This window comes from Paenibacillus sp. p3-SID1389 (assembly GCF_025151705.1).
GTDB lineage: Bacteria > Bacillota > Bacilli > Paenibacillales > Paenibacillaceae > Fontibacillus > Fontibacillus phoenicis.
Genome location: NZ_JALXVO010000046.1, coordinates 21,596 through 33,433, shown reverse-complemented (window position 1 = coordinate 33,433; position 11,838 = coordinate 21,596). Strand labels below are relative to the sequence as shown.

Below are 11,838 nucleotides of genomic sequence, written 5' to 3'. Positions count from 1 at the left end.
CGGCGGGCCCGGACCCCGCGCCGTGGGCAGCGCTGCTGCCCGGCGTGCGGGGGGCGGCGACGGGGCTGTCGCTCGTCGCCGAGCGGGTCATGCAGCGGGCGGAGGAACTCGCCGCCCCGCTGCGGCGCAAGCCGGACTGACAGCTGTGCACGGTCAGTCCGGCCAAGCGCCGCCTCGCACGGCGGCGCCCAGAGGCGCCTTATCGCGCTACGGCCTGTGGGCCCGCCTCTTGGGCGTCCCCCTCACACATGCCCCAAAATGTTCATTTCCCACCTCTCCACACCCCATTCATGGGCTGGTTCGGCAAACTTCTTCACCCCGCACTTTCACCGAATGGAAAGGATATTGTACCATCAAAATCAGCAGATCTCGTGCAGCCAAGGCCAGTGTTCCTTAGGAGCACAAAGGGGCATTTGAGGTCCCGTAATTGGAGCTTGATGGCCGCTGTGAACCTTAAGAAGCCGCTTCCTGAGTCGCAGGACGGTTTCATGGGGGTGCAAAATCTGGTATGATTATGAATATTTCGCGGGGAGGAATCATGTCATGAAAATTTTACAACGCTTGAAAGACGGTGCGGGCAAGGTTACCGATCGCGCGCAAAATGTCGTGGAGATTAGTAAACTAAATACTCAAATTTCAAATATCGAACGTGAGCTTGGTTTATATTTTCATAAAATGGGCGAAGTGTTCTATGAGGCTTATCGGAAGAAGGATATGGCCGCAGCGGAAAAAGAGATGCTCGAGCTGGCCAAAACCTGCGATTTGCTGACGGAAGAACGCGACGAAATTCGGATGAAAATCGCCGAGCTCAAAAATGAACGCTTATGCGGCGCCTGCGGCCGGAACGTGGCGGAAGACGCCTTGTTCTGCCAATACTGCGGCCATAAGCTGGCCGTGGCGAAGAAGGCCGTTCCGACCGAGCTGCTGAAGCCGGTGCAGAAGCCGGTGAAGTCCCCGGCAGCCAGCGAGGCGGCCGCTAGCGCCGAGCCGCCTGTGATGAAGCGGGTCGAGGTAGACGAGATGGATACGTTGGAGCTTGCCGCGTCCCTCGTTCGGGAGAAAGCAGAGCAACGGGAGTCGGCGCCCGTATCTGGAGCGGTGGAGCCGATCGATCCTGAGGAAGAGGAGCGTCTCCAACGCGAGCTGGAGCGGGAACGCAGACGTCAGGAGGAGCTGGATCGCCGCATTCGCAGTTGGAAGCAGGACGCCGCCGCTCCGCAGCCGGAGAGTTCGGCGGAACCTGAACTCATCATCGGCGGGGTGGCCACGGTGAAATGCCAAATCTGCTCGTCGACGCTGGTAAAAGGGACAAAATGGTGCCCGCATTGCGGCTCAGAACAAATCTAGCATTTTAACGCTGGATCGCCGGCTTAAAGAAAGTTCATCAGGTTGTCATAAAATCCACTGCCGCAGCAGCACGCTGATTCGTAGTAATAGCTAAGAGCATGCGGTCTACGCCGGCACGGCGGCCCAGGGGCTGGGTGAGATGAAGCAGCTCCGCAGCTGTCGTGCCGTTTTTCTTATCGCGGGCGTTCGGCTTTAAGTGGATGCTCCCGCCTGCGGCAGGGGATGCTATACCGCATAGAACATGATACAGGAGCGTGCAGCACATGGAATGCATTGTACATTTTGACGTCGTACATAAGGATGAAGTGAAGCACTTGCGCGGACTACTCTTCCTCGATCAAGGGAAGACTCCGAGTGAAGCTGACTATCTGCAAATGTTTGACGAGATGGGATATAAGCTGCGTTTGGAGGATCGGAAGAATCTTGTGTTCAAGCCAACGGAAGCCGGTGCGGATTACAGCGAGATCCGGGTACGCCGCCTCGACACGGGGGAGAAGACGTACAAGGAAGACGGCGAATTAAAAACGCTGCTCACCCATCTTTTGCCGCAAGAGCCGAAGCCGCTTTAAACCAGTCTCTGGCGCGGTTTGACGGCACTGCTTCTCGCAGGGCTTTGCAAAGTTTTCACAGAACCCTAAAAGATTCCTCTTTCTCTACCCGGGCGGAATGCGTTATACTTCTAGCATTGGTTAAATGCGAATCCATGAATTTTCCGTATAAGTGCAGGAATTGGCCTGCACGTCTCTACCTGATCACCGGAATGATCGGACTACGGAAAGTACCGCCGTGCATGTGCCCGGGAACCAAGGGGATCAGCTATAAGCTTTCGCTGCCCTGATCGCTGGTTTTGCTATTCGGGTTTATTAGGTGCTTTCTAAATTTAAAGTCCATTTCCGTTGAGAAATGGGCTTTTTTGCGTTTAGTTCATGTGATGAATTATTGGAGGAAAGGGGACACAGGAATGAAGCTGCTGAGAGACAAGGTGATGGCAGAAGGGATTGTACTGGGGAACCAGGTGTTGAAAGTAGATTCGTTTCTTAACCATCAAATGGATCCGGTGCTGATGAAGGAGATTGGGGCTGAGTTCGCCCGGCGCTTTGCCGAAGAAGGCATCACGAAGGTGCTGACGATTGAATCCTCGGGGATTGCCCCGGCGATCATGACCGCGCTGGAGCTGAATGTGCCGATGATCTTTGCCCGCAAGCATCAATCCTTGACGCTGAAGGACAACATTTTTGTGGAAAAAGTCTACTCGTTCACCAAGCGGGAAACCAACGAGATCACCGTATCGAAAAAGTTTCTGCGTGCAGAGGATCGGGTGCTGATCGTGGACGACTTTTTGGCGAACGGCGAGGCGGCCTTTGGACTAGCCCGCATCGTGGAGAAAGCCGGAGCTTCGGTCGCCGGCATCGGGATCGTCATTGAGAAGTCGTTCCAGCCGGGAGCCCGGCTGCTTACGGAAGCAGGGTACCGCGTTGAATCGCTTGTTCGGGTTGCCTCGCTGGAAGACGGTGCGGTGACTTTCGTTGAGGATACACCGAATTATTCATGAGATGAACTAATCATCGGGGAGGAACCAGAATTCTATGGAACGCGAACGTATTTTTCAGAAACACCGTCATCCGCTAAAAACCTTTTCGCTAGGCTTGCAGCACGTATTGGCTATGTATGCCGGGGCTGTGATCGTACCGCTGATCGTTGGAGGCGCGCTGAACTTCACTAACCAACAGCTGACTTACCTGATCGCTATCGACTTGTTGGCTTGCGGTGTAGCTACGCTGCTTCAAGTCTGGGGGAACCGCCTGTTTGGCATCGGGCTTCCGGTGATGCTGGGCTGCGCTTTTCAGGCCGTGTCGCCGATGATTGCCATCGGGCTGACAGACGGCGCAGGGGTCTCCGCCATTTACGGTGCGATTATTGCCTCCGGGCTGTTTGTTTTCCTCTTTGCCGGTTTGTTCGGCAAGCTGATTGCGTTGTTTCCGCCGGTCGTCACTGGCTCCGTGGTCACTATTATCGGTGTCACGCTGATTCCGGTGGCGATTTCGGATCTTGGCGGCGGCAGTCCGGGTGAGAATCCCGACTTTGGGAGCCTGCTTAATCTTGCGCTTGGATTTGGGGTATTGCTGTTCGTTATTTTGATGAACCGCTTTGCCAAGGGCTTTCCGCGTTCCATCTCCGTCTTGCTGGGTCTGATTGCAGGGACGCTGGTGGCTGCGCTCGCCGGGAAAGTAGATTTGACGCCGCTGAAGGAAGCCAGCTGGTTTCATGCGGTACAACCGTTTTATTTTGGTGCACCTACGTTCCACGCTTCAGCGATTCTGACGATGATTCTGGTGGCGATCGTGAGCGTTGCCGAGTCGACCGGCGTATTTATGGCGCTTGGAAAAATCGTGGATAAAGAGATTACGGATAAGGATTTGACGCGGGGGTATCGGGCGGAAGGGCTGGCGATCATGCTCGGCGGGATATTTAACTCGTTTCCGTATACGACATATTCCCAAAATGTCGGGCTTGTCCAAATGAGCCGGGTGAAAACCCGCGACGTGATCGTAGTGGCCGGTACGCTGCTGATCTTGATCGGCTTCGTGCCGAAGATCGCCGCATTAACGCAGCTGGTACCTACGTCGGTGCTCGGCGGAGCGATGATCGCGTTGTTTGGTCTTGTTTTGTCCTCCGGGATTCGGATGTTGGGCGACCAAGTGGATTTGAACCGGCATGAAAACCTGCTGATCATCGCTTGTTCCGTTGGCATGGGGCTGGGTGTGACCGTGCTGCCTGAACTGTTCGACCGGCTGCCGGCCGCGCTGCGGATTCTGGTGGACAATGGCATCGTCGCCGGCAGCTTTACGGCGATTGTGATGAATTTGCTGTTTAACGGTTGGAAGGGTCAGCGCAAGGCAGCTGTGCTGAATGGGGCCGCTGAACCAAGCGAATCCGTCAAAGCTACAGCGTAAAAAGTGCCTCGGTCTAGCCGGAGAATTACATCCGTTGCAGTTGCTTTTCCGCGAGTTCGCCGATCCAAGGCAGCTTCAGCCATTTGCCCTGGAGCGCAGCCAGCATCATGATAATCCAAAGCGTAACGCCCAGCAGGGTCAGCAGCAGATTGACGACCACGCCGATGATCGGCAGAAAGCCGGACAAGGCATGGGCCAGCATGAATCCGCCAAACAGCATGACCGATTGCAGGGCGTGGAACAGCACGAATCGACTGCGCCGCTCTAGGACAAGGAATGCAACTCCGCCCACAAAAGCAAGCAGGTAGCACAGGAAGCCGGCGACATTTTCGTAGAGGCCGGTGGATGATTTGAAAGGGGACATGAGGACGACACCTTCTTTCAGGAGAGGATTGTCTTATCCTAAATGTATGACGAGCCCCCTCATGAAAGAACCAGCTCGGCCCGCTTGGGCGCGAACCACTGCTCTAAAATATCGTCTGCAATCACCTCCGCGGCTTCAGGCCGGCGGAGGTTATCTATTTTTTGGCGAAGCTCGGTCAGCCGGTGTGGGTCCCGAAAGAGCGCGTCGATTTCCTCGGTCAGCTCCGCAGGGGTACGGGCGATACAGGCAACGCCTTTTTGTGCGAGGTAACGCGCATTATTGAGCTCTTGTCCGGGAACGGGGCGGTAGACGAACACCGGCAGCCGGCAAGCCAGCGCCTCGGACAAGGTAATCCCTCCCGGCTTGGTTACGATGCAGTCGCATTTTCGCATCAATGCAGCTACCTGCTCGACATACTCCAAGAGGTGCACGTCTGGATGGGGAGGGAGTTGCTCGTGCAGTGCACGGTATAGCTCGCGGTTCCTTCCGCAAACGGCGATCACCCGGTAACGCTCCAGCGCCATAAACCGCTCGATCACCTCGCGTACTCCCTGCATGGAACCGTAGGCTCCTGCCATCAGTAGGACGGTGGTTTTGCCGGTGCGGTTTTCCGGGAAAAGGTCTTGAAGGGGGCCGATAAGGCGTTCTTCACCTGCGGGATGTTGATGGTTAAACTCTGGTTTTACCGGGATGCCGCTTACCCGTATGCGATCTTCGGCGATCCCCCGGCTGATCATTTCCGCTTTCAAGTCGTCGGTTGCGACGTAGTAGCGGTCGACTCCGGAGTGAATCCATCGTCCGTGCAGGTCAAAGTCGGTGATGATATTCGCCAGCGGCAGCGATTGGCCGGTCCGCTTCAGCAGTCTAGGCATCGCGAGCTGGGGGAAGGTGTGGATGATCAGATTCGGCTGGGCTTGTCGCAGCGTTTGTTGTAGCTTGCTGATGCCAAACGAATTGATGACCTCGAGCAGCGGCGCTTCTTGCGGCATTTGTTTGGTGGCGTTGTAGACCCAGCCGTAGAGGCCGGGGATGGTTTTGAAGCTTTGCATATACACGAACTTCGTCAGCCCGTTGATCAGCGGATGTGCTTCAGCCATCAGATCAAGCAACGTGATGTCGGTGACGCCTCTGCTTCGCAAGCTGGCTTCCACCGCTTTGGAGGCTTGGTAATGCCCATCCCCGTAGCTGGCATATAAAATAAGGATTTTTGGAGACCGGGAAGTCATGGCTGTATCACTCCTCTTCATGTCCAGGCAATGCCCCTCAACTGCTTGTAGTTTGCCCCTGCACCCCGTTTATAAATAGTATTAGGTGAAGCGGATAAAAAATGTACAATTGGAAGAAAGCTGAAACCTTCTTCTGAATATGTTACAATAAGACAATAGGAGGTCTTTCCATTACAACTAAATAGCCGGCACAGCTTCATGAATCTGAACCCGCACTTTTCGGCATCGCAAAATCGGAGCATTTACCTTAAGCGTTCTGGGAGGGAATCAGTATGGCAACGAAAGGTCATGATGAAGTGAAAGAAAGTTTACGGGAAATGACCCGAATCTTCAGACCGAAAGATCCGAAGAAGTTCGTGAAAGAATATGTACGCAAGTATCGGATTATGGGCGGCTATGAAGAGGAATTGACCCACCTGGTTGAGCATGAGCTCGGGAAATTGGACTCGTCTGTTTCCTGAACCATTGAGATGGAAGGATATTCGCCGTTCCGGCGCCTTGGGCGTTCGGGACGGTTTTTTTCTTCTGTTCCCACATATATTAAACTGACGGGAACATCACGAAATCAATCGTCGTAGGGCAGCGGAAGGAGAACAGGACGTGAAGGTACGCATAAAAACGAAAGAGGAAATCAAGCGGATCCGTGAGGCGGGACGGATATTGGCCGAGTGCCACCGCGAAATCGCCAAAATAATCGGGCCGGGTATAACCACCTTGGAGATCGACGCCTTCGTGGAGTCGTTTTTGGCGAAGCGGGGAGCTAAGGCGGAGCAAAAGGGATACCACGGGTTTCCGTTTGCGACTTGTGCGTCGATGAATGACGTGGTTTGCCACGGGTTCCCGAGCGATCGTAAGCTGGCGCTCGGAGATATCGTCACGATCGACATTGTGGTAGGCAAAAACGGCTGGATGGCCGATTCCGGCTGGTCTTACCGGATCGGACAGGTGAGCGCTGAGGCGGAGAAGCTGCTGACGACCACCGAGCAGGCGTTGCTGGCCGGGATCGCGCAGGCGGTCCCCGGCAATAAGATCGGGGACATCGGGTATGCGGTGCAGCGCGTGGCGCAGGCCGCGAACATCGGCATCGTGAAGCCGCTGATCGGCCACGGCATCGGCCAGTCGATGCACGAAGCGCCGGACGTGCCGAACTTCGGCCGGCCGCGCACGGGAGTGACGCTGCGGCCGGGGATGGTCATCACGATCGAGCCGATCTTCACCGGCGGGGAAACCGGCGCGGTGCTGTGGGAGGATGACGGCTGGACGATCCGTACCGCGGACGGCAGCCTCGGCGCGCATTATGAACACACGCTGGCGATCACGGAGGACGGACCGCTGGTGCTGACAAACGGGGAATAACGCGGACGAAGAGAGAGCGGAAAGCTCTCTTTTTTGTTTGCTTTGTTCTAACGGAACCTAGAGCCGCTATTTGTCCAGTTTAGTGGTGTCCCTGAATGCTAACGGAACCAGGAGACCTTATTTGAGAGGTGGACAGCGAAATGGCCGCCAAAAACGTGCAATAAGGTCATTACGTTCCGTTACAGCGGGAAATAGCCGGGAAATGAGCAAATAAGGTCGCTACGTTCCGTTAGAGTTACGAAATAAAGTTTGAAGAAATGTCAAAAATGAAGCGGAGCGGGGAAACGTCACAATTCGCCGAGATTTGTTCAAAATTGGCAGCCTTTTCACTCGGTGTCGAACTGGGGAAAACGTTCACAAAACCTTTTGTGGCGCGGGTTCTCGGATTTTTGAACAATTTGTGAACTGACCCCGAATCATTGACAAACGAGGGGTTCAATCATATATTTAATAGGTGATTGTTGTAATTGACAGGAATGTAGTTTCCGTGATAGACAGGTGGATTTTTGAGCTGCGCAGGCTGGAAATCTCTGTGATGCTGCGGAAGAAAACGTAAGAAGTGGGGTAGATCAATGATGAAACCTTGGAAGGCTGTTAAGCGGCTAGTACCTTTGTTTGCCATGCTAGCGTTGCTCTTGTCCGCATGCGGCCGTGAAGACCTGTCCGTGCTCAGACCACAGGGTCCAGTAGCTGAAGGGCAGCTCGGATTAATTAAACTGTCGATTACGATCATGATAGTTGTCATGCTGATCGTATTCGGGATCGCGGCTTACGTGTGGATCAAGTATCGCCGTAAACCGGGGCAAAACGACATTCCAAAGCAAGTTGAAGGCAACCATAAGCTGGAGATCATCTGGACTGCGATTCCGTTGGTTCTGGTACTGATTCTGGCGGTTGCAACGGTACAGAAAGTATTTGCTTTTGGCGAGGATTACTCGAAGGATGCCAATGCGGTGAAGATCAAAGTCACTTCGCATTTGTTCTGGTGGGAGTTCACCTATCCGGATTACGGCATTACGACCGCCCAGGATATGATTATCCCTACGGGCAAGAAGATTGCGCTTGAGCTGAAGACAGCGGACGTGCTGCACTCCTTCTGGGTGCCTTCACTCGCCGGCAAAACGGATACGAATACGGACGGAACGATTAATAAAGCTTGGCTGGAAGCCACGAACGAAGGGGTTTACCTCGGGAAGTGCGCCGAGCTGTGCGGGAAATCCCATGCTTTCATGGAGTTTAAAGTCAAGGCGGTTAGCCCAGAGTCCTTTGACCGTTGGGTTGAAGCGATGAAGGCGCCAGTACAAACGATTCAGGATCCAGCCGTTGCGGAAGTATTTAAGACGCAATGCTTGAGCTGCCACGCTATCGGTGACCAAGGCGGACCAGTTGGACCAAACCTGACGGGGATCGGCAGCAGAGAGACGGTTGCGAGCATTTTACATAATGCAGAAGCGTCCGGCAAACCGATCGACGGCAAACCGGTTAAGGATAATTTGGTGGAATGGCTGATGGATCCGCAAAAGGTAAAACCGGGCAACAAAATGCCAAGTCCGAAGGAAGATCTCGGATTAACGGATGCTGAAATCGAAGCCATCGCCGACTACTTGGCTAACAGCAAATTATCTTATTAATCTTGCGTGCCTCTATGGACGGCATGGATGGATAGGAATTAAAAGAGGGGGTACAAACCTTGGCTCATGCTCACACTGTCAAGCGGCACAAGGGGTTAATGGACTGGTTGACGACGGTCGATCACAAGAAAATCGCCATTTTGTATTTAGTGGCGGGCGGTTTGTTCTTTGGGATCGGCGGTATCGAAGCATTGCTGATCCGCGTGCAGCTGGCAAAACCGATGAATGATTTTGTTACGGCACAGCAATTTAACGAATTGATTACGATGCACGGCACAACGATGATTTTCCTTGGCGTTATGCCGGTTATCTTCGCCCTGATGAACGCGGTGATTCCGCTGCAAATCGGGGCTCGGGATGTGGCGTTCCCTTTCTTGAACGCTCTCGGATTTTGGACATTCCTGTTCGGTGGACTGCTGCTGAACCTGAGCTGGGTGATGGGCGGTGCACCGGATGCGGGTTGGACCTCGTACACGCCGCTGTCGAGTACGACGTACAGCTTGACGCATGGGGTTGACTTCTACACGATCGGCTTGCAGATTGCTGGTCTAGGGACACTGATCGGCGGTATTAACTTCCTAGCGACGATCATTACGATGCGCGCGCCGGGGATGTCTTTTATGCGGATGCCGATGTTTACTTGGACGACGTTCGTGACGTCCGCGATGATCCTGTTCGCTTTCCCGGCGATCACGGTAGGTCTGGTGCTGTTGACGTTCGACCGGATTCTCGGCGCGAACTTCTTTAATGTAGAAAGCGGCGGTAACCCGGTGTTGTGGCAGCATATTTTCTGGATTTTCGGACACCCCGAGGTTTACATTTTGATTTTGCCAGCGTTTGGGGTTATCTCCGAAGTTGTTAGTACGTTCTCGCGTAAGCGGTTGTTCGGTTATAGCTCGATGGTGTTCGCTACGATCCTGATCGCCTTCCTGGGCTTCATGGTTTGGGCGCACCATATGTTTACGACAGGGATGGGGCCGGTGGCCAATGCGCTGTTCTCCATCGCTACGATGCTGATCGCTGTTCCGACGGGGATCAAAATCTTCAACTGGTTGTTTACGATGTGGGGCGGTCAAATCCGCTTTACGACGGCCAACCTGTTCGCTTCCGGTTTTATCCCGACGTTCGTTATGGGCGGGGTTACCGGGGTAATGCTGGCTTCGGCGCCGGCAGACTATCAATATCATGATACTTACTTCGTAGTAGCGCATTTCCACTACGTTATCGTAGGCGGTCTGGTTCTGGGCTTGTTCGCCGGACTGCATTACTGGTGGCCGAAGATGTTTGGCCGCGTCCTGAATGAGAAGCTTGGCAAATGGGAGTTCTGGACCTTTATTATTGGCTTCCATATGACGTTCTTCGTACAGCATTTCCTTGGCTTGCTTGGGATGCAACGCCGTGTATTTACGTATTTGCCGAACCAAGGCTTTGACCTGTTGAACTTGATCAGTACGATCGGCGCGTTCTTGATGGGCGTCGGGGTCATCTTGTTCCTGGTGAATATTGCGATTACGGCGAGACAACCAAAAGGCGTTCCGGGCGATGTCTGGGAAGACGGACGGACGCTGGAATGGTCGATTGCTTCTCCACCGGAAGAATACAACTTCAAGCAAATTCCGCTGGTTCGCGGGATTGATGCTTTCTGGAAAGAGAAGATGGCTGGCAACAAAGAAATGACGCCGGCTGAGCCGGTTGGTCCGATTCATATGCCTTCGCCGACGATTCTTCCATTTATCATGTCGGTAGGTTTGTTTATTGCCGGTCTGGGCTTTATGTTCGCTAACGACGATTTTGGTAACGGTGCGATGAACTTCCTGTTCAACAATTACATCGTAGTAGGGCTCGGCTTGGCGATCACGTTCTTGTCGATGCTGCTCCGTTCCTTGTTTGACGATCACGGCTGGCACATCGAACCGGATGAACTGAATGGGAAGGAGGTCAAAGCATGAGTACGCCAAACACATCGCATGTAGCAGGTACGCTGCCGCACGAACCGGAGAAGGCGACGCTGGAAGGCCGTAATAAAATTTTGGGCTTCTGGTTGTTTCTCGGAGGCGAGGCCGTCCTGTTTGGTACCTTGTTTGCAACCTTCCTGACATTGCGGAATCAAATCGCGGATGGCCCGTCCGCAAGTGAGCTGTTTAACTTGGGGATCACGGCCGCTGCAACCTTTATCCTCTTGGTCAGCAGTTTGACGAGTGTGTTCGCCATTCAGGCGATGCACCGGGGAGACAAAGGCAAGCTGGCAGGCTGGTTGGCTGTAACTGTTCTGCTTGGCCTGGCCTTCCTTGTGCTGGAGATTTATGAGTTTGCTGAGTATGTCCTGCATGAAGACTACGGCATGACAACAAGTGCGTTCAGTTCGGCGTTCTATACGCTGGTTGGCTTCCACGGCGCGCACGTGTTGTTCGGGATTTTGTGGATTTCCCTGCTCATCGGGCAACTCTTTAAAAAAGGTCTGACCGTTGTCACGGCACCGAAGATTTACGTGTCGGCCATTTACTGGCACTTCATCGACGTTGTCTGGGTGTTCATTTTCACGGTTGTCTACCTGCTCGGAAAGGTGGTCTAACGGATGGTCAATCAGGAATCAAACGGTTCGCCGGCGGTAAAGCACCGTCAGCGGCATGAAGGTCCGGAGAAACATATTATCGCGTTTATTTTCTCCATCGTTCTGACCCTGATCGCTTTTGCAGCGGTTGCGGCCGGCGGAGTGAATACCGCGTTCACCGTCATTTTGCTGCTGGTGATGGCGGTACTGCAGGTGCTGGTTCAACTGGGTTACTGGATGCACATGAAGGATAAGGGGCATTTGATCCCGATCCTCTTCATGGCCGGCGGATTTTTCGTCGCATTTACCGCGATTATTGCCGCTTTATATTGGATGTGGTGGTAAAGGGAGAAGAGGAGGCTTTCGCCGTTGGCGGGCCCCCTCTTTTGCGAGTTCATCTGCACAGTTA

12 protein-coding genes and 1 riboswitch are annotated in these 11,838 nt (G+C 53.9%); of the genes, 10 read left to right on the top strand and 2 right to left on the bottom strand.

From position 1 onward, the window contains the following. The first annotated feature begins 543 nt into the window (after positions 1-543). The 4 genes from M3G15_RS16885 to M3G15_RS16870 all read left to right on the top strand — a co-directional run bounded on the left by M3G15_RS16885 (position 544) and on the right by M3G15_RS16870 (position 4,301). Positions 544-1,347: a zinc ribbon domain-containing protein gene (locus tag M3G15_RS16885; RefSeq protein ID WP_009224049.1), complete on the top strand. Its 804-nt coding sequence runs from the start codon at positions 544-546 to the stop codon at positions 1,345-1,347. Between the two features lie 263 nt (positions 1,348-1,610). After that, complete coding sequence (locus tag M3G15_RS16880) at positions 1,611-1,916, top strand: hypothetical protein (protein WP_036644472.1); 306 nt, start codon at positions 1,611-1,613, stop codon at positions 1,914-1,916. Positions 1,917-2,039: 123 nt separating this feature from the next. Then, a riboswitch (purine riboswitch) is annotated at positions 2,040-2,139 on the top strand. Between the two features lie 169 nt (positions 2,140-2,308). Beyond that, positions 2,309-2,899 (top strand): xanthine phosphoribosyltransferase, encoded by a 591-nt coding sequence (locus M3G15_RS16875; protein WP_009224051.1) that lies wholly within the window; start codon positions 2,309-2,311, stop codon positions 2,897-2,899. A 34-nt stretch (positions 2,900-2,933) separates the two neighbouring features. Further along, positions 2,934-4,301 carry a nucleobase:cation symporter-2 family protein gene (locus M3G15_RS16870; RefSeq protein ID WP_260071552.1) on the top strand — a complete coding sequence of 456 codons (1,368 nt, stop codon included), beginning with the start codon at positions 2,934-2,936 and terminating at the stop codon, positions 4,299-4,301. A 25-nt stretch (positions 4,302-4,326) separates the two neighbouring features. On the opposite strand, the gene M3G15_RS16865 is transcribed toward M3G15_RS16870, so the two are convergent. Together M3G15_RS16865 and M3G15_RS16860 are read right to left on the bottom strand one after the other, a co-directional pair. After that, positions 4,327-4,665, bottom strand: a complete 339-nt coding sequence (locus M3G15_RS16865; protein WP_009224053.1) for a DUF4870 domain-containing protein — start codon at positions 4,663-4,665, stop codon at positions 4,327-4,329. Between the two features lie 59 nt (positions 4,666-4,724). Further along, positions 4,725-5,891, bottom strand: coding sequence for an MGDG synthase family glycosyltransferase (locus tag M3G15_RS16860; protein WP_260071551.1), 1,167 nt, complete (start codon positions 5,889-5,891; stop codon positions 4,725-4,727). 272 nt (positions 5,892-6,163) lie between these two features. Here M3G15_RS16860 and M3G15_RS16855 point away from each other — a divergent pair, with 272 nt between their 5' ends. From M3G15_RS16855 to M3G15_RS16830, 6 genes are all read left to right on the top strand, one after another. Beyond that, positions 6,164-6,352, top strand: a complete 189-nt coding sequence (locus M3G15_RS16855; RefSeq protein ID WP_009224055.1) for a hypothetical protein — start codon at positions 6,164-6,166, stop codon at positions 6,350-6,352. 139 nt (positions 6,353-6,491) lie between these two features. Then, the gene (gene map, locus M3G15_RS16850; protein WP_260071550.1) at positions 6,492-7,247 is read left to right on the top strand and encodes a type I methionyl aminopeptidase; all 756 of its coding nucleotides are present in this window, start codon (positions 6,492-6,494) and stop codon (positions 7,245-7,247) included. A 572-nt stretch (positions 7,248-7,819) separates the two neighbouring features. Next, positions 7,820-8,878 (top strand): cytochrome c oxidase subunit II, encoded by a 1,059-nt coding sequence (gene coxB, locus M3G15_RS16845; protein WP_009224057.1) that lies wholly within the window; start codon positions 7,820-7,822, stop codon positions 8,876-8,878. A gap of 98 nt (positions 8,879-8,976) precedes the next feature. After that, positions 8,977-10,827, top strand: coding sequence for a cytochrome c oxidase subunit I (ctaD, locus tag M3G15_RS16840; protein WP_050769715.1), 1,851 nt, complete (start codon positions 8,977-8,979; stop codon positions 10,825-10,827). Beyond that, positions 10,824-11,450, top strand: a complete 627-nt coding sequence (locus M3G15_RS16835; RefSeq protein WP_009224059.1) for a cytochrome (ubi)quinol oxidase subunit III — start codon at positions 10,824-10,826, stop codon at positions 11,448-11,450. The genes ctaD and M3G15_RS16835 overlap by 4 nt, the downstream gene beginning before the upstream one ends. A 3-nt stretch (positions 11,451-11,453) precedes the next feature. Further along, entirely contained in the window at positions 11,454-11,774 is a 321-nt protein-coding gene (locus M3G15_RS16830) for a cytochrome C oxidase subunit IV family protein (protein WP_009224060.1), read from the top strand. Positions 11,775-11,838: the final 64 nt, after the last annotated feature.